At 33.3% G+C, this 18,312-nt stretch carries 17 protein-coding genes; 6 read left to right on the forward strand and 11 right to left on the reverse strand.

Features of this window, described 5'->3' with window-relative positions:
• Positions 1-32 precede the first annotated feature (32 nt).
• From RC62_RS16055 to rplU, 4 genes are all read right to left on the reverse strand, one after another.
• Positions 33-1,319, reverse strand: coding sequence for a hypothetical protein (locus tag RC62_RS16055; protein WP_245176838.1), 1,287 nt, complete (start codon positions 1,317-1,319; stop codon positions 33-35).
• A gap of 57 nt (positions 1,320-1,376) precedes the next feature.
• Positions 1,377-1,958 (reverse strand): hypothetical protein, encoded by a 582-nt coding sequence (locus RC62_RS16060; RefSeq protein WP_055097020.1) that lies wholly within the window; start codon positions 1,956-1,958, stop codon positions 1,377-1,379.
• A gap of 193 nt (positions 1,959-2,151) precedes the next feature.
• The gene (gene rpmA, locus RC62_RS16065; protein WP_035685981.1) at positions 2,152-2,412 is read right to left on the reverse strand and encodes a 50S ribosomal protein L27; all 261 of its coding nucleotides are present in this window, start codon (positions 2,410-2,412) and stop codon (positions 2,152-2,154) included.
• A gap of 24 nt (positions 2,413-2,436) precedes the next feature.
• A complete protein-coding gene (rplU, locus tag RC62_RS16070; protein ID WP_055097022.1) occupies positions 2,437-2,877 on the reverse strand; it encodes a 50S ribosomal protein L21 in 441 nt (146 codons plus the stop codon).
• 274 nt (positions 2,878-3,151) lie between these two features.
• Between rplU and RC62_RS16075 the strand changes: the two genes are divergently transcribed.
• Positions 3,152-4,474, forward strand: coding sequence for a M16 family metallopeptidase (locus tag RC62_RS16075; protein ID WP_055097024.1), 1,323 nt, complete (start codon positions 3,152-3,154; stop codon positions 4,472-4,474).
• A gap of 12 nt (positions 4,475-4,486) precedes the next feature.
• Entirely contained in the window at positions 4,487-6,535 is a 2,049-nt protein-coding gene (locus RC62_RS16080) for a M16 family metallopeptidase (RefSeq protein WP_055097026.1), read from the forward strand.
• A 365-nt stretch (positions 6,536-6,900) separates the two neighbouring features.
• Here the strand turns inward: RC62_RS16080 and RC62_RS16085 are convergent, their stop codons facing one another.
• Both RC62_RS16085 and RC62_RS16090 read right to left on the reverse strand, forming a co-directional pair.
• Positions 6,901-7,134 carry a hypothetical protein gene (locus tag RC62_RS16085; RefSeq protein ID WP_055097028.1) on the reverse strand — a complete coding sequence of 78 codons (234 nt, stop codon included), beginning with the start codon at positions 7,132-7,134 and terminating at the stop codon, positions 6,901-6,903.
• Between the two features lie 432 nt (positions 7,135-7,566).
• Entirely contained in the window at positions 7,567-8,433 is an 867-nt protein-coding gene (locus RC62_RS16090; protein ID WP_055097031.1) for a DMT family transporter, read from the reverse strand.
• Between the two features lie 102 nt (positions 8,434-8,535).
• Between RC62_RS16090 and RC62_RS16095 the strand changes: the two genes are divergently transcribed.
• Positions 8,536-8,913 carry a heavy-metal-associated domain-containing protein gene (locus RC62_RS16095; RefSeq protein WP_055097033.1) on the forward strand — a complete coding sequence of 126 codons (378 nt, stop codon included), beginning with the start codon at positions 8,536-8,538 and terminating at the stop codon, positions 8,911-8,913.
• A 66-nt stretch (positions 8,914-8,979) separates the two neighbouring features.
• Here the strand turns inward: RC62_RS16095 and gldD are convergent, their stop codons facing one another.
• The 4 genes from gldD to mutY are packed head-to-tail and all read right to left on the reverse strand — an operon-like array spanning position 8,980 to position 12,385.
• A complete protein-coding gene (gene gldD, locus RC62_RS16100; RefSeq protein WP_055097035.1) occupies positions 8,980-9,540 on the reverse strand; it encodes a gliding motility lipoprotein GldD in 561 nt (186 codons plus the stop codon).
• Positions 9,541-10,836, reverse strand: a complete 1,296-nt coding sequence (locus tag RC62_RS16105; protein ID WP_055097038.1) for a gliding motility-associated protein GldE — start codon at positions 10,834-10,836, stop codon at positions 9,541-9,543. It abuts the gene before it with no gap.
• 23 nt (positions 10,837-10,859) lie between these two features.
• A complete protein-coding gene (locus RC62_RS16110; RefSeq protein WP_055097040.1) occupies positions 10,860-11,300 on the reverse strand; it encodes a single-stranded DNA-binding protein in 441 nt (146 codons plus the stop codon).
• A gap of 38 nt (positions 11,301-11,338) precedes the next feature.
• Positions 11,339-12,385 (reverse strand): A/G-specific adenine glycosylase, encoded by a 1,047-nt coding sequence (mutY, locus tag RC62_RS16115; RefSeq protein ID WP_055097043.1) that lies wholly within the window; start codon positions 12,383-12,385, stop codon positions 11,339-11,341.
• 141 nt (positions 12,386-12,526) lie between these two features.
• On the opposite strand from mutY, the gene RC62_RS16120 reads away from it, so the two are divergent.
• From RC62_RS16120 to RC62_RS16130, 3 genes are all read left to right on the forward strand, one after another.
• Entirely contained in the window at positions 12,527-12,817 is a 291-nt protein-coding gene (locus RC62_RS16120) for an HU family DNA-binding protein (protein ID WP_007805026.1), read from the forward strand.
• Between the two features lie 400 nt (positions 12,818-13,217).
• Positions 13,218-14,762 carry a ribonuclease E/G gene (locus tag RC62_RS16125; protein WP_055097045.1) on the forward strand — a complete coding sequence of 515 codons (1,545 nt, stop codon included), beginning with the start codon at positions 13,218-13,220 and terminating at the stop codon, positions 14,760-14,762.
• A gap of 343 nt (positions 14,763-15,105) precedes the next feature.
• Complete coding sequence (locus tag RC62_RS16130) at positions 15,106-15,897, forward strand: hypothetical protein (protein ID WP_055097047.1); 792 nt, start codon at positions 15,106-15,108, stop codon at positions 15,895-15,897.
• A gap of 13 nt (positions 15,898-15,910) precedes the next feature.
• Here RC62_RS16130 and pbpC read toward each other — a convergent pair whose 3' ends face one another.
• Positions 15,911-18,286 carry a penicillin-binding protein 1C gene (gene pbpC / locus RC62_RS16135; protein WP_055097050.1) on the reverse strand — a complete coding sequence of 792 codons (2,376 nt, stop codon included), beginning with the start codon at positions 18,284-18,286 and terminating at the stop codon, positions 15,911-15,913.
• Positions 18,287-18,312: the final 26 nt, after the last annotated feature.

Below are 18,312 nucleotides of genomic sequence, written 5' to 3' on the forward strand. Positions count from 1 at the left end.
ACCTGTTCATAACTGAACAGGTTTTTTATTTTTTAACCAATATATACGATCTTTGAAACATACAAAATACCTTTCGCCAACAGCCATAATAAAACTGCCATTCCTAAAAATCCCCAAGCTGATCTTCTGCTTCTTTTCCAGCTCATAAAAAAGGTTGGAATCTCCCAATACTTTATAATAATATAAATACTGGTTCCAACTAAAGACGCCCAAATCATTTCTCCGGAATGAATATAAAAACTATAAAACAGAGTTGCTGAAAGAAAGAGAATTGTAATAATCTGCAGATAATAGTAATTCTTATAATTGTCTTTAAAATTATGTTTAAGCGATAAAATCAAAAATGATATAATAAGCATACTTGCTAAGGCTGTTATTACATATGAAAAAAGTGGATTATGCTGTGCAATAAAAAAACCTAAGATAACTAAAGCCACAATAACACAAGCCGCCAGCGAGTAAATACTTCTTTCGACCCAAGTATCTTCAAACGGAATTAAAATTGGTGAAATGTATTTTTCTAAAACACGCCAAAAAGGCAAAGCACAAACAACCGCCATACTAGACACGACGATTTCGTAATTATACAATACATCACCGGGAATTTTATATAATACATATAAAAGAGCAATAGTAACAATAATAGCGGGCAGACAAATTGTTTTTACCGTTTCCCATTTATTACTCCCCCAGAAATTATTCCTTATTTCAAAAACATATTTCTTAACTAGATATTTCTGAGTAAAAATAGCCGTTGACTGGCTCCACAATAAAAATAAACCGGTATGGATTACCACAGTTCGCAACGTCATTTCTTCTATATAACATCCCAAAACAACACAAGCAATACCTGCCAATAACAATTCATAAGTTAATAAAATTGCCGAGAATAAAAGCCTGAAGATTGGCGCAAATTGTTTTATCAGTATATCTATTAGCAAATTCCAGTAATTGCGTAATAAACCTATTATGGCACATATCGCAACAAATGCCGCCAGATACAGCATCCAATTGGTAAGAGATTGTGTCTGCATCCATAATTGAACAGCAGAATTTTTTACTGGACTATAAACGACATGCGAATTGATATAAATTTCGTTTGCCAACTGATTTCTAAGCGTATCGTTAATTACAGAAAACTGATTCTTGTGTTTTTGCCAATATGCATTTGCATTAGAACCGCTTTTTTGAAGAACAGCAAATTCGTATAAAATCTTTTTTTGGTTATCGTTTAATGATACGATTTGTTCAGCAGGATGAATTTCTTTTGCAAATAAACTTGTGCAGAAAAGAAATAAGAAGAAAACTATTTTTTTCAAAATTTGAGTAGATTTATCCAACCAAAAATACAAATAATAAGTCCAATATATAATCTGTTATTTATTAATCTTCTGCTTTCTCGAAACTACAGCAAATAAAAACCTTGATATTATATACAAAAATACTGGTCGAATACACAGATACAAGAATGCACCAATTAATGCCAATATAAATCCAATTCCTGTTGGGAGAACAGCGCCAAATGTAAATGTCATACCAATTACAAACCCAAGAATATATTCGGCTCTGTAAACAGGAAAAAACAAGCCGGATAAAAGAATTATTAAAAGTATATAAGCCGGGAAATTTGCATACCCCAAAGTAAAAAATACTGAGAGAATTACACCCATAATCAACGCTCCCAGAAATCCGTAAAATATTGCGAAAACAGATTTTTTTGATTCATCATCTTCAACATTTATCACTCTCTTTTTTATCCAATAAAACAAAACCCATGAAAGTAAAGGAAGTAAAAGAGCTCCCCACCAATTAGAAATTTCAGGTAAATTTTTATCATTCAAAACATGATGACTTGGCACTCCTCCGTGATAATAATTCCATGCTAATAACAACCAAATAAAAATTGCTATTATGCCTGTAAAATAAAGGCGAATTTTAAAGAATCTTTTTTCGCTCATAAAAATCTGATTTTAAATAATTAATATCGAATGTACACTTTTATAACATATGTTGTATTATGACATAAAATGTTACACTATTATTACTATGTGATTTATTTTTACTCAAAAAAATTATTTTATAAACTTTATTAATTTAAAACAAAAAACCCGTTCGCAATGCGAACGGGTTTTGTAATAAGTAATCTAATGATTATGCTTCGAATGGAAGGATAGATACATAAGATTTGTTATCTCTTTTCTTTTGGAACTTAACAACTCCAGCTACTCTTGCGTGTAGTGTGTGATCTTTACTGATGTAAACATTTTCACCTGGATTATGTTTTGAACCTCTTTGTCTAACGATGATGTTCCCAGCAATAGCAGCTTGACCTCCAAAAATCTTAACGCCTAAACGTTTTGATTCTGATTCTCTACCATTCTTCGAACTACCGACACCTTTCTTGTGAGCCATGACGTATGAGTTTAAATATTGTTATTATTCTTTAGTAGCTTCTTTTTTTGCTTTTGGAGCTGCTGCTTTTTTCACTTTAGGAGCTTCTACTTCTTCAGTAGATACTTCTTCTGCTACAACCGCTTTTTTAGCTGCTGCTTTTTTAGTTCCTCCAGCTGCAGTAATACCTTCAATTACAATTTGAGTAAGATATTGTCTGTGACCATTTCTCTTTTTGTATCCTTTTCTTCTTTTCTTTTTGAAAACGATAACTTTATCTCCTTTTAAGTGTTGTAACACTTTAGCTTCTACTGAAGCACCTTCTATAGCTGGGGCGCCTAAAGTTACGCTACCATTATCATCTAATAAAAGAACTTTGTCAAAAGAAACTTTTGAACCTTCTTCGTTAGTCAAACGGTTAACATAAACCTTTAAGTCTTTGCTTACTTTAAATTGTTGCCCTGCTATCTCTACGATTGCATACATACCAAATTGATTTATTGATTTTTAAGGTTGCAAATATACAATTAATAATTTACTGTGCAATTTCTTATTCTAAAAATATTTATTTCGCTTTAAAGTCTGTTTTTCAAGGGATTTTGTCTGTCGAAAAAGGAGTTTTAAACATGAATGATTGTTAAAGTATCACCAAAATGAGACTTAACACTTATTTGATAATTAAAAAAAGTTAATTTTGATGTAACGATAATCAACTCTTGGCTACCTACATAATATAGGTAAATAAAAATTATTAATCTTTATGAAAAATTCAATAATGATGTTAAGTGCAGCACTAATGCTCGGCGGAGTGGCTCATGCTCAAAAGGTAGCTTTTGAAGAATATAATCTAGATAACGGCATGCATGTTATTCTACATAACGACCCATCTGCTCCGGTTGTGATAACCTCAGTAATGTATCACGTAGGATCAAAAGATGAGCGCCCTGACCGAACGGGTTTTGCACATTTCTTTGAACATTTATTATTTGAAGGAACACAAAATATAAAACGTGGCGAATGGATGAAAATCGTCACTGCAAATGGCGGAGTGAATAACGCCAATACTTCTGACGACAGAACGTATTACTACGAAGTTTTCCCTTCAAACAGTCTGGAACTTGGTTTATGGATGGAATCAGAAAGATTAATGCATCCTATCATCAATAAAATTGGTGTTGAAACACAAAATGAAGTCGTAAAAGAAGAAAAAAGAATGCGTTACGACAATCAGCCGTACGGAAACATTCTTCCGGAGGTTAAGAAAAACATGTTCAAAAATCATCCGTATCGCTGGACAACTATAGGATCTATGAAAGATCTTGATGCCGCAACACTCGAAGAGTTTCAGGCTTTTAATAAAAAATTCTATACGCCTAACAATGCCGTTCTGGTCGTAGCAGGAGATTTTGACAAAACCAAAACTAAAGAATGGATTCAGAAATATTTTGCTCCAATTCCGAGAGGAGAAGAAGTAAAAAAACAAACTTTTGTCGAAGAACCAATTAATCAGACTATAAAAGCAACTTACGAAGATCCTAATATTCAGATCCCAATGATTGTTGCTTCATACAGAACTCCTTCGATGAAAACCAGAGACGCCAGAGTTTTAGACTTGATCTCTTCTTATTTAAGTGACGGAAAAAGTTCAAAATTGTACAAAAAAATAGTCGACGATAAAAAGATGGCGCTTCAAATTGGAGCTGTTGGTTTTAGTCAGGAAGATTACGGAATGTACATTTTATATGGTTTGCCAATGGCGCCAAACACAACAGCCGATATCTTAAAGGAAATGGATGAAGAGATTGTAAAAATTCAAACTGATCTGATTTCTGAAAAAGATTATGAAAAATTACAAAATAAATTCGATAATAATTTCGTGAATGCCAATGCCAGCGTAGAAGGAATTGCCGAAAATCTAGCTTCTTATTACCTTCTCTACGGAGACGTTAATTTAATTAATACAGAAATTGACCTTTATCACTCTATTACAAGAGAAGAAATTAGAGAAGTGGCTAAAAAGTACCTAAATCCTAACCAGCGTTTAATTTTAGACTACATTCCTTCAACTAAAGTTCAAAACTAAGCTTATTGAATCATGAAAAAAATACATACATTTTTAATCCTTTTATTCCTGACTGGAATTATGCAAGCACAAGATCGTCCACAACCAAAACCAGGCCCTTCGCCAGTAGTCAATATCAAAAAACCTCAAACTTTTGTTTTGGCAAACGGCATGAAAGTTTTGGTAGTTGAAAATCATAAATTACCAAGAGTAAGTTTTAATCTAACACTAGATAATGCTCCTTTTACAGAAGGAAACAAAAAAGGTGTCGACGAATTAACCAGCAGCTTAATTGGCAACGGAACTAAAAAAACAACCAAAGAAGCTTTTAACGAAGAAATTGATTTTTATGGAGCAAGTATTAATTTTTCGTCATCTGGTGCTTATGCAAGTTCACTTTCTAAATATTCAGGACGTGTTTTAGAACTTTTGGCCGAAGGCGCTTTACAGCCCAATTTTACTCAAATTGAATTTGATAAGGAAAAAGCAAAATTAATCGAAGGCCTTAAAGCCGATGAAAAAAGCGTTCCTGCAATTGCAAACCGAGTTGTTGACGTTTTGGCTTTTGGTAAAAATCATCCTTCAGGAGAATATTTATCAGAAGAAACCGTAAAAAACGTAACTCTTGCTGATGTTCAGGCAAATTACACTACTTATTTTGTTCCTGAAAATGCCTATTTAGTAATCATAGGAGATATTAAATTTAAAGAAACAAAAGCAGCTGTTGAAAAACTTTTTGGCGGATGGAAAAAACAAAACACACCAAAAAATACGTATCCAAACCCGGAGAATGTTTCTAAACTTCAGATAGATTTTGTAGATGTTCCAAATGCGGTTCAATCTGAAATTTCACTGGTTAATACCGTGAACTTAAAAATGAGCGATCCTGATTTTTTTCCTGCAGTAATTGCAAATCAAATTTTAGGTGGAGATTTCAATAGTTATTTGAACATGAATTTACGCGAGCAGCACGCCTGGACATATGGCGCAAGTTCAAGCATTGGAGCCGGAAAATATGTAACCAAATTTAAAGCTTCATCTGCCGTTAGAAACACTGTTACTGACAGCGCAGTAGTTCAGTTTATAAAAGAAATTAAAAGAATCAGAACCGAGAGAGTTCCTCAGGAAGTTTTAAGAAATGTAAAAGCAGGATATATTGGCCGATTTGTAATGCAGGTTGAAAAACCACAAACTGTTGCCCGATATGCTTTAAACATTGAAACAGAAAATCTTCCGGCAGATTTTTACGAAAAATATATTCAGACTATAAACGATGTTACTGCCGATGATATTTACCGCGTTGCAAATAAATATTTCCTTCTGGACAATATAAGAATTGTGATTGCCGGAAAAGGTTCTGATGTAATTACTGGTTTAGAAAAACTTCAAATTCCGATTTTCTATTTTGATAAATACGGAAATCCGGTTGAAAAACCTGTTACTAAAAAAGAAGCTCCAACCGGAATTACTGCTAAAACTGTTTTCGAAAATTACCTTAAAGCAATTGGAGGAGAAAAAGCAGTTTCTGCCGCAAAAACATTGGCAATGACCGGAACCACAACTGTTCCTCAAGCGCCGGGACCTTTGACTTTTACTTCTAAACTAGATTCTAAAGGCAAAATGATGGTTTCGCTCGCAATGGGAACCATGAATTTAATGAAACAAGTGGTAAACGAAAAAGGAGCTTATATCGAGCAACAAGGTCAACGCAAGAATCTTGAAGGTGCAGATCTTGCCGATATGAAAGCCAGCGCTGCTCCTTTTGAAGAATTGCAATTACAAAAAAGAACAGACTTAAAAGTAGACGGAATAGAGCCTGTAAATGGCAGCGATGCTTATGTAATAAAAGATGGCAAAACAACGTATTACTACGATGTAAAATCAGGCTTGAAAACAGCAAAAGGTAAAGTTCGCGAACAAGACGGAAAATCGTCTTCTCAAATAACCAACTTTAACGATTACAGAGAAGTAAAAGGCATTAAAGTTCCTTTTAATCTGGTGCAAAATGTAGGTTTTGAATTAGATATTAAGATGACCGATATTAAGATCAACGAAGGAGTTTCTGAGAAAGATTTTTTATAAAAAAGGTTCAAAGGTGCAAAGGCTCAGAGTTGCAAAGGTTCTGGGTCGTTATCCCGAAGCTTTGGGATTATGATTTTAGAAGCTTTGTCAAAGTTTAAAATTTTGACAAAGCTTTTTTTATGCATTTTTTTGTCAGGCTGAGCGAAGTCGAAGCCCTTTCTCACGCTATTATCATAACCGCAATCTTGTCATTTCGACCAAAGGGAGAAATCGCACAAGAAACTCTATTCCTAAAATTATCAACCTTTGTCGAATTATTAGTGTGATTTCTCCCTTTGGTCGAAATGACAAAACATACTTAAAACTTTTACAAAATTCATTAAAAGCAAGAAAGGCTGTCGATTATGACAGCCTTTCTTGTTTAATCATTCAACATCCAGATAAGGACTTAGAATTTCTGCTAATTCATTCAACCAATAAAAACCGTTTTCAAGATTTGTTTTCTCGGTTTCGAGTGTTTCACAATCCCGCATTAAGCTTAAAGCAAGCATATGATTTACTTGTCGGATTGTTTTTGCCATAAATTGTGGATCAATTGAATTGTTGAAAAAATCAGTTAATCGCAATTCTGTTTCTTTTGAAAGGGTGTTTGTACTCATAATTTAGAACAGTTAGGAAATATAAAACCCACACATTTTAGGTGTCCTACGCTGTTCAAAGCGTTGCGATTGTTTCCAATATCGCCACCATATTGCGCGGGCATAAGTTTTTTCGTAGTCATAATTTGAACAGTTAGGACTACGAAGATAGCCAAAACTTTCATATAAGTAAGAATTTTCTTTAACAAAAGCTTTGTCGGGCTTTCCCTCTTTTTTTGTCATCCCGAGGAACGAGGGATCTTCGCAAGAAACTAACACAAGTTCTTACTCTATACTGTCGAGTAACTTATGGAGATCCCTCGTTCCTCGGGATGACAAAAATACGCATACAATAATTGTGGAGAATTTTGCGTGAAATATTTTTTAATCCTAATTTTCAAATCTTTACAACCTTGAGTCTTCGACCTGACAAAGGTATTCAATTCAAGGCTCTTATTTCTTAGCTGATAAATAAACTCCAATCAAAATAATAAAAGCTCCAAAAAACTGGATTGGCGTTAGCATTTCGTTATCTAATAATCCCCAGAAAAATGCTACTATTGGTATTAAATAGGTTACTGATGTTGCAAAAACAGGCGATGACATTTGTATTAACTTAAAGAATACAACATTAGCGATTCCGGTTCCTAAAACACCCAGAATCATTACAAAAAAGATAGAATGCTGCGTAACATCCAAGCTTATTCTTTGAGAAATATCTGTGGTGCTTAAAATAATCAAAGCAGGTATAAGTAAAACGGTAAAGTTTCCGGTTGTGATACTTACAGAATTTAAATCAGACAAATATTTCTTGATCAAATTGACATTGATTGCATAACATAATGTTGCAATTACAACAAGAACTACATAATAATAGTTTTGTCCGGGATGAGCAGATGCTCCGCTTAAAACCAACAACATACAACCAACCAAGCCTACAAAAACACCTAAAACCTGACGTTTTTGAAACTGGATTCCAAAAGCAATTATTCCTAACACTAATGTATTTAAAGGTGTAAGCGAATTTAAAATAGCCACTATCGAACTATCTACTTCCGTTTCTGCAATAGCAAAAAGATAAGCTGGGGTAAAAGTCCCGAAAATTGATGTTATGGCAACAAATTTCCATTGGCGACGCGAAATTTTCTTTAGACTATTAAAGCCAAAAATCAATAAAAAGAGCGCTGCAAAAATAATTCGGAACGAACCAACCTGAATTGCCGTTAAACCAACCAAACCTCTTTTTATTAAAATAAAAGAACTTCCCCAAATAAGCGAAAGAACAAATAAATACGCCCACTTTAATTGCTTTGCATCCATAAATACCATTTTGATACAAATTTGTAATAAATTTATGAACTGACCTCTTCATTTTTATTAATTTTGCAAAAGAACATCACTATTAAATTAAAATCATACACAATGAAATTTACAAAGATTATAGCCACTTTTGCCATAGCAGGTTTAGTATTGGTAAGCTGCAAAAAAGAAGAAGATAAAAATCTGGCAAACATAAAATCAGAAACCACAGCTGTAAAAGAACATAAAGCAATTGCTGCCGAAAATGTTCAAACCGCAAGTTTCGAGATCGAAGGAATGACTTGTGCAATGGGATGTGCAAAAACTATCGAAAAAGAATTATCTAATCTTGACGGAGTAGAAAAAGCTACTGTTGATTTTGATAAAAAAACCGCTACTGTTGTTTTTGACAAAACGGTTCAAAACCAAGATAATTTGACAAAAGTTGTTCAGGCAACCGGAGACGGAAAAACATATAAAGTATCAAATTTCAAATCGTAATTTTGAAATTTAACCTATAAAAAAGGGCGTTCAATTGAACGCCCTTTTTTATGCTTGTGCTTTTTTTTATTTCCACTTCAGAGTTTCCATCAACCTTTGCATATCATTTTTGATATAACTCGCCGCCGGCATAATAGAATCAAAATTAGGCTTTGCATAAAAATAAACTGATCCGGTTATAAAATGCTTTGTACTGTCTGTTACGTAAAACTGAGAGTTTGTAGCCGCGTTTCCGTCAACTTGATAAAACATACCGTAAACCTTTTTTTGCGGGTTTAAATACGGTTGTTCTAATATATCATCTGCTTTAATAACATGCTCATAAGTTAGTTTTTGAGCATCTTTTAGCAATTTCTCAATATTGCCATTTACAGGTTTATAAGTCAGGTAGATAGTGGCTTTCATTTTTGGATATGTAATTGCAAATCCGCAATCTTTTTCACCTTTAATTACTGCCGCCTCATTCATTTCAAAAGCAAAGGGACAATTGTTTTCAAAACCAACATATTTTGCTTCGGGATAATCTAAACGCAAATAACCTGAAGGCTTAGGCACCACATCATTTTTACAACTTAAAACAGTCAATGCCAGTAAAATTGTTGCTATTGAAATTGTTTTTTTTAACATTTAATCTATTGTTACTTTTATTTGTTTCACACGCTTTTTATCCACCGTTTCTATCGTAAAGACACAATTATCAAAAGCTACTTTTTGATCTTTTTTAGGAAAATTACCCAGGATTTCTAAAATAAACCCTGCTAATGTTTCGGCTTCTCCTTTATGTGATTCGAAAATATCTTCATTAACATCAACAATTCGATAAAAATCTTTCATGTTGATTTTTCCTTCAAATAGAAAATTCTTCTCATCTATTTGAGAAAAGTTTAAATTTTCATCGTCAAATTCATCACTAATATCCCCTACTATTTCTTCAATAACATCTTCAAGAGATACTAATCCTGATGTTCCTCCATATTCATCAACTACAATTGCCAAATGACTTTTAAGACTTTGAAAATCCTTTAATAAGTTATCCAGTTTTTTATTCTCAGGAACAAAAAAAGCTTCTCTTATCAAAGACCACCAATCAAATTCTTCTTTATCAATATGTGGCAATAAATCTTTTACAAATAAAACGCCTTCAATCTGGTCGATATTATCTCTGTAAACCGGAATTCTAGAAAATCCTTTTTCAATTATTTTCGGACAAATAACCGAAAATGGTTCTGATATTTCTAAAGCAAAAATATCAATCCTCGGGCTCATAACCTGCTTTGTATCTGTGTTTCCAAAAGAAACTATCCCTTCCAGTATTTTTTGTTCTTCGCTTGATGTACCCTCAGAATCTGTAAGTTCTAAGGCTTGTGAAAGCTGATTTATTGAAAAACTATTCTTTTGTTTTCCCAATTTGTTGTGCAAATATAGTGTAACACTGCGCATGGGCAAACTAATTGGCGATAGTAATGTATCTAAAAATGCAATTGGGTATGCAACGCGTTTTGCAAATTTTATATTGTTTCGACTGGCATAAACTTTTGGTAAAACTTCTCCAAACAACAAAATAAGAAAGGTAACCAGAATAATTTCAAGAATAAATTTAAAGACTGGTGAATTTACGCCTGCAAAAATATTTTGTCCTATAAAGGAGAACAATATAACGACTCCAATATTAAAAAAATTATTGGCGACTAGTAAGGTTGCGAGAAGTTTTTTGGGTTTATCTAAAAGATTGGAAATAATTTTTCCTTTCGGATTATTTTCCTGCAGTGTTTCATCAATGTCTTTTTGAGATAAAGAAAAAAGCGCAACTTCGGCACCTGAAACAATTGCCGAAAGAAACAGCAAAATAAATATTCCAACAAAACCAATTATCAAATTGGTGTCTAATGTGGTATTAAAAAATAAACTGGGCTCCGGGTCCAAATTAAAAAAGATTAGTTAAACAATCAAAAAGGTAAATCATTTACAGGTAAACCTTCATTTGTCGCATCAAAGTTAGTGTTTTTTGCTGATTCTGATTCCTGATGCGGTTTATGATTTCCAGTTTCTTTTTTGGTAGTCAAGAAAGTAAACTCTGTTACCTGAATCTCAGTTGTATATTTCGTTGTACCATCTTCTGCCTGCCATTGACGCGATTTTATACGCCCTTCTATATAGATTTTATCTCCTTTAGAAAGGTATTTTTCGCAAATTTCGGCGGCTTTATTACGCACAACTAAATTATGCCACTCCGTTGAAGTTATTTTTTCGTTGGTCGTTTTATTGATATAAACCTCATTTGTAGCGAGCTGAAAACGTCCAATGCAATTTCCTCCATCAAAATAATGCATTTTCACATCATCGCCCAAATGGCCAATTAGCATCACTTTATTTAATGTTCCGTTCATAATTATTTAGTGGTATTTACCCCAAAGATACATTTTTTTTAGCAATTTATTTCCTGCTTTTCTATAAAATTATAAATCACAATAGGAAAAGGAAATGTTTTTAATTTACTGGTATTCAATCCGTTTTCGATTATTTCTTCAATTTTAATTTTCCAAAACTGGATATGAAGATGTTGGTGCGAGAGTTTATGAATTACAGTTGTTTCGCTACATTCCTCTATACTTAATATAGTATAAGAAGAGAAAAAATCGTTCTGAGCCGCTACTGAAACAACATCAAAGCCTACAATTTCAGTAGTTTCAAATAAAGGAAACTCGTATAAATTATGCCAGATTCCTTTAGCGGTTCTTTTTTGAATTAAGGTATTTCCCAAAACATCTTCTAAAATAAGATAATTAAAGAAACGGTTTGTTACTTTAAGTTTTTTAGATTTTACCGGCAAAACAGATACTTTCTTTTTTTGCAAAGCTGCACAACTTTCATTAAAAACACAAACAGAACAATCAGGACTTTTAGGCACACATTGCAAAGCACCAAATTCCATTATAGCCTGATTAAATATTGCAGGATTATCTTTTGGCATTAATTCGTAAGCGAGCGCTGTAAATTCTTTCTTTGTTGCCGGCAAAGCAATATCAGATTCTATATCAAAATAACGCGAAAGCACTCTAAAAACATTTCCGTCGACAACAGGAACAGCTTCATTATAAGAAAAAGATGCAATTGCTGCTGCAGTATATTCACCAACTCCTTTTAATTTTAATAGTGCATCATAGTTCTCAGGAAAAATTCCATTTAGCTCATTTGCGACATATTGAGCCGTTTTATGCAAATTTCTGGCTCGGGAATAATACCCTAATCCCTGCCAAAGTTTCAAAACCTGCTCTTCTGAGGCATTTGCCAAATCAAATACGGTAGGAAATTCCTGCGTAAAAGCAAAAAAATATGGCGTTCCTTGCGCAACTCTAGTCTGTTGCAACATAATTTCTGAGAGCCAAATATGGTATGGATTGGCCGTTTTTCGCCATGGTAAATCACGTTTGTTTTGTAAATACCATTTTATCAATATGTTAGAAAAATTCATTGCAAAATACTTAGAATACAAAAGTAAATGTTTATGTAATTAAAATTTAACGAATTAGCTTGATTAATTATTTTTTTAATTCCTATATTTGCAAACTCAAAAAAATAGTACACCATTTATAAAAATAAAATAGGAAAGAAAATGACGAAAGCAGATATCGTAGCGAAAATTTCAGAGAAACTAGGTCTTGAAAAAGGAGATGTTCAAGCAACAGTAGAAACTTTTATGGAAGAAGTTAAAACTTCATTAGAAACTGGGGACAATGTTTACCTAAGAGGTTTCGGAAGTTTTATCGTAAAAACCAGAGCTGAAAAAACAGGTAGAAACATTTCTAAAAATACTACTATCAAAATTCCAGCACACAACATTCCTGCTTTTAAACCTGCAAAAGTTTTTGTGGAAGGAGTAAAAACGAATAACGAAGCAAAATAATATTAATTAATCATAAAATCGACACGATATGCCAAGTGGTAAAAAAAGAAAGAGACATAAGGTAGCTACGCACAAAAGAAAAAAAAGAGCGAGAGCTAACCGTCACAAAAAGAAAAAGTAGTTTTAAACTACTTTTTTCTTTTTAAACGTTCATTGAAATTGGAATTTAGTCCCAGTAAACTGTCACAGTCCGCAGCGTAAAACTGCTCACTAATACTGCAAACTATTTACTAACATTCCCCCGGGTTCAATACCTGTTAAAAAATATTGTTTAATCCATCTGTAAATAAGATTTTAGATCTTAGTCCCGATAATTATCGGTATAGATTTTAGATTTAAAAAAATCTAAAATCTATTCTCTATACTCTATTTTCTGAAAAAACAGATAAAAATTTACAGTGTGAATAAAGAATTAATCATTAGATCTAGTTCTGAAGCCGTAGATTTTGCCTTATTAAAAGATGGAAAACTAATTGAATTACACAAGGAAGAAGAGAAAAGCAACTTTCAGGTTGGTGATATTTTTATTGCCAAAATACGAAAACCCGTTGCTGGTCTTAATGCTGCTTTTGTAAATGTAGGCTTCGAAAAAGATGCTTTTTTACATTATCACGATTTAGGACCTAACTTAGCTTCCCAACTGAAATTCATAAAACTTGTAAGCGCAGGTAAAATAAAAGATTTCTCCCTAAAAACCTTTCAGTTTGAAAAAGAGATTGACAAAGATGGCATCATTACTGATATTTTAAGTGCCAATCAATCTGTTTTAGTTCAAGTTGTAAAAGAACCTATATCGACCAAAGGTCCAAGGATAAGCGCTGAGCTTTCATTGGCAGGAAGATTTATTGTTCTCGTTCCGTTTTCTGACCGTGTTTCTATTTCTCAAAAAATAGAAGACAAAAAAGAAAAGGATCGTTTAAAAAAACTTGTTCTATCGATCAAACCTAAAGGATTTGGTGTTATTGTTCGCACAGTAGCCGAAGGCAAAAACGTAGCCGAATTAGAAAAAGATTTGCAGAACCTGCTTGGCAGATGGACTGCAATGTGTAAAAAATTACCAACTGCTCATCATCCTTCAAAAGTATTAGGAGAGCTCAACAGAGCTTCTTCGATATTAAGAGATGTATTCAACGATACCTTTAGTGGTATTCAGATAGATGACGAAGAGTTGTACCATCAAACGAAGGAATATCTGCAAGAAATTGCACCTTCAAAACAATCGATTGTTAAGTTTTATCAATCAAATGACACTCCAATTTTCGAGAAATACAATATAGAGAGACAAATCAAAACTTCATTTGGAAGAACCGTTTCCATGAGCAAAGGTGCTTATCTTATAATCGAACACACTGAAGCTCTTCACGTTATAGACGTAAACAGCGGAAACCGTTCGAATAAAGCAACCAATCAGGAAGACACAGCCATGGAAGTAAATATGATTGCTGCCGCTGAAATTGCCAGACAACTTCGTTTGCGTGATATGGGCGGGATAATCGTAGTTGATTTTATTGATATGTCTAATCCTGAAAACAGGAAAGTCTTGTTCGACTTCTTGCGAGAAGAAATGAGCGACGATAAAGCAAAGCATAAAATCTTACCGCCTAGTAAATTTGGTTTAGTTCAAATTACCAGACAACGCGTAAGACCAGAAGTTAATATTAAAACTAGAGAAGAAGATCCAAACAATGAACATGGCGAAATTGAAGCGCCAATTTTAATCATTGATAAAATCGCATCTGATTTAGACAGAATTTTAAAAACCCACAAGGGTGTTGTACTTAATGTACATCCGTTTGTGGCTGCATACCTCAGTAAAGGTTTTCCATCATTACGTTCAAAATGGTTTTTTGAACATAAGAAATGGGTGAAAATCATACCTCGTGACGCTTACACGTACTTAGAATACCATTTCTATGATAAAAAAGGAAATGTTATTTCAGAATAAAAAATCAAAACCGCCTCTCGAAAGACTGGCGGTTTTTTTGTGACTATTTTTCTTTTTTTTTGCCACGAATTGCACGAATGAACACGAATTAATTTGTCGAATTTTGTGCAATTCGTGGCGAATAATTTTATTTAGGAACAATTTCCAGCTATCCTTTTCAAACGAAGTTCACTGAACTCCAATTAAAATAAAAATTAAATGAAGTAATCTTTTATTTTTCTAAAGAAAAAAAATAAAAGGATTTTTCACTTCTATCCGCGCCAGCACTTAGTTTTCATAAGAACATTATTTATTTTTAAATACTTTTCTTATATTTAATCAAACAAAATACTCAATACTTATAATGCTATTAAACACATCAAAACCTTATTTTAAAAATAAGTCTCTTTATATTCTGTTCGTTTTAATGCTTTTTACAATTAATACTTCTGCACAAAATGATACTCTTTTTTTTGATCAAAATTGGAAAAACACTATTAAAGAGTCTGCTATTTATTACAGAACTAAGCCTGTAAAAATAAAAACTAAAAATGCAATTGGTTACAAATTAGCAGCTACTGATTCACTTTACATAATTAATGATTATTATTTAAAAAATAACAAACTTCAATTTGAAGGCTATTCTGAAGACAGCGAAGGCAAATATCTTGTTGGAAAAGCAAAATGGTACGATGAGAATAATAACCTTTTGGATTCAAGAGATTTTAATTATAAAAATTACAATAAAAGTAAATTTGAATTTCCAAAATGGCCAATTCTATATCTGGACTATAAAATTGCAAGCAAAAATCAATTTATTGGAGGCCTGGAATTTTGCTTAGATTGTGAAAGCAAAAACAAATTATTTTTAGGATTAGGATTCGGAGTCACTTCTTATAATCATACTTACTACGGCTTACCTGATTTACATTTATCCTATAACACTGAAAAATTCTTATTTATAAAAAGTGGTATTTCAGATAAACATGCATATGCCTTAGCAGGAGCGACACTTTTAAATTTTTTAGATTTAGGTTTTGGTTATTCACAATCTTTTAATAAAGACAAAATTCCGGTAATCAATGGTTTTACTTTTGGAGCGACTTTCAGATTTTCAAGCAATCAAAAAGTATATACCCAAATCAAAATCATGTAATCAAATCTGAATTTTATTCTCTTACGATCTCTATTTTTCTTCTAATTTCATTTCCATAAGCATCTACAACCGTGATATAATGTGTTCCTGAACTTGGCGTAACAGGCAATTCGTGAAACGTTTTAGTTGTTGTTTTATAAACATCATCAACATACCAAAACAGTTCCTTATCTCTTTCTGAATAAGCGACCTTAAGAATTACAGGCTGCACCTGGCTATTGAAATTCTTTGTTAGATATATTTTACTGTTTGCTTTTGGATAAATAAAATCCATTGTTGTGGTTTGTGTTCCCTGACAATCTTCCTTAAAAGGCGGTAAGGGCAAATACTCAATATGCTGGCTTTTATAATACCACGCCATTACCGGAGGCAAAACAAACCAGTTTTTAGTCACAATATTATCTATGTTTTCGCAACTGCTGTTGACCTGAAATTTTTCTGCTTTATCTAAATGTACGGTTTTATGATACGGACAAACTACGGTTGATTTTCCTTTTTTAGGAACCCATTGCTTGATTTTAGGGCAGCCTTCTTTTGCTAAATAACCACTTAAACGACACACCTCAACTTCATCCAGATCTTTATATGGCGTTTGAAACCATCTTTGTCTTGGTAATAGATTAAAAACATCAAATAAAATTGGCGCGGAACTTGTAACTCCTGTTAAAGTTGGCCTTCCTTCTCCTGTAGCATTTCCTACCCAAATACCTACTACGTATTTAGAATTTGTGCCAATTGCCCAGGCATCTCTGTTACCAAAACTAGTTCCGGTTTTCCAGGCAATTTTCAGGGAACTGTCATAAAATTTCCAGGCTTCGTCTCCTTCCGGCCTGTTTACTTCTTCCATCGCGTTATAGGTTAACCAAACTGATCCGGCACCTAATATATTCTTCTCATCTGTTTCTGAACCAAAATCAGTCTCAAAATCGCTTCTGTAATTAAGTTCTGCAAATTCATTAGTTCTATATTTCTCTTGATTTTTAGTATAATAATTAACCGTAGAAGATAAATTAGCATAGGTTCTGCATAAATCCCACAAATTACTTTCAGCACCGCCCAGAATAAGCGATAATCCGTAATGGTCCGGTGTTTTATTAATATCTCTTAATTTGAATTTTTGCAATTCTTCATAAAATTTATTCACTCCAAAATCCTGCAACATCAAAACGGCAGGAATATTCAATGATCGTGACAAAGCTCTGTGCGCAGGCACAGCTCCATCAAAAGTAAGATTAAAATTCTCTGGTGTATATCCTGAAATTTGTGTTGGAATATCAGGTATCAGCGTATTTGGCAATAACTCTCCATCGTCTAACATTGCAGCATATAAAAGAGGTTTTAAGATACTTCCGGTACTTCTTGGAGCATCAATAATATCTACATCTTTTTGATGATCCTTATCTGTAGGTGCGTTCCCAACATAACTCATTACGTTTCTATTTGAAACATCAATAACCAAAATCGCCAAATTATTTACTTCATTCTGTTTGTATTGATTATAATAATAGCGGGCAATTTGATTCACCCTGTTTTGTAAAGCATAATCAATAGTAGTTTTTACTCTTGTTCCTTCATCTTCTTTTGCCACTCTTTGCAATAAATGCGGTGCAATTTGAGGTAAATTATATGGTTTCTGTGGCAATGGTTCTTCGATGGCAAGCTCATATGTTTGTTTATCAATAATTCCTTCCTGCTGAAGTTTTAGTAAAAGCCTATTTCGTTTATTCAACAACTTAATCTGATTTTTACCCGGATAAATCAAACTCGGCGCATTAGGTAAAACAGCTAAAGTAGCATTCTCAGCCCACGACAATTGATTCGATTGTACGCCAAAATATCGCCATGAAGCCATTTCAAGTCCTACAACATTCCCGCCAAAAGGGGCATGAGCAGCGTATAACTCCAGAATTTCGTTTTTAGAATACCCTAATTCTAATCGCGTTGCCATGATAATTTCTATCACTTTTTCGAAATACGTTCTTCCTTTTCCTTTTCGGGATAGTCGGATCACTTGTTGCGTTAATGTACTTCCTCCTCGAACTACTTTACCCGCTTTTCTATTTTGTTTGATCGCATTTACCATCGCAACCGGATTAAAACCCGGATGTTTATAAAAGTATTCGTCTTCAAAATAAACAATACATTTTTTGAATTTATCTGGCACACTGTCTTGCGCAGGAAAACGCCATTGTCCGTCACGAGCAATTTTAGCTCCTAATAATTCTCCTTCTTTACTCTCGATAACGGTAGAATATGGTTCCTGAAACAACGTTCGGGGTATAGAGAAATAATAAATCAGCAAGAACAGAAATGCAATTGCTGATTTTATTTTATTCTTTTTAATCCAATTTATAATGCGTTGAGAGAACGCTATTAATTTATTTTTCAAAGCTTTTAGTTTTAGCCCACGGGTTA

The organism is Flavobacterium aquidurense (assembly GCF_001404985.1).
GTDB lineage: Bacteria > Bacteroidota > Bacteroidia > Flavobacteriales > Flavobacteriaceae > Flavobacterium > Flavobacterium aquidurense_B.

Coding starts and splice junctions, on each gene's coding strand:
- RC62_RS16060 (WP_055097020.1), bottom strand. CDS start 1,958: ATGAGCGAAAAAAGATTCTTTAAAATTCGCCTTTATTTTACAGGCATA.
- rpmA (WP_035685981.1), bottom strand. CDS start 2,412: ATGGCTCACAAGAAAGGTGTCGGTAGTTCGAAGAATGGTAGAGAATCA.
- rplU (WP_055097022.1), bottom strand. CDS start 2,877: ATGTATGCAATCGTAGAGATAGCAGGGCAACAATTTAAAGTAAGCAAA.
- RC62_RS16075 (WP_055097024.1), top strand. CDS start 3,152: ATGAAAAATTCAATAATGATGTTAAGTGCAGCACTAATGCTCGGCGGA.
- RC62_RS16080 (WP_055097026.1), top strand. CDS start 4,487: ATGAAAAAAATACATACATTTTTAATCCTTTTATTCCTGACTGGAATT.
- RC62_RS16085 (WP_055097028.1), bottom strand. CDS start 7,134: ATGAGTACAAACACCCTTTCAAAAGAAACAGAATTGCGATTAACTGAT.
- RC62_RS16090 (WP_055097031.1), bottom strand. CDS start 8,433: ATGGATGCAAAGCAATTAAAGTGGGCGTATTTATTTGTTCTTTCGCTT.
- RC62_RS16095 (WP_055097033.1), top strand. CDS start 8,536: ATGAAATTTACAAAGATTATAGCCACTTTTGCCATAGCAGGTTTAGTA.
- gldD (WP_055097035.1), bottom strand. CDS start 9,540: ATGTTAAAAAAAACAATTTCAATAGCAACAATTTTACTGGCATTGACT.
- RC62_RS16110 (WP_055097040.1), bottom strand. CDS start 11,300: ATGAACGGAACATTAAATAAAGTGATGCTAATTGGCCATTTGGGCGAT.
- mutY (WP_055097043.1), bottom strand. CDS start 12,385: ATGAATTTTTCTAACATATTGATAAAATGGTATTTACAAAACAAACGT.
- RC62_RS16120 (WP_007805026.1), top strand. CDS start 12,527: ATGACGAAAGCAGATATCGTAGCGAAAATTTCAGAGAAACTAGGTCTT.
- RC62_RS16130 (WP_055097047.1), top strand. CDS start 15,106: ATGCTATTAAACACATCAAAACCTTATTTTAAAAATAAGTCTCTTTAT.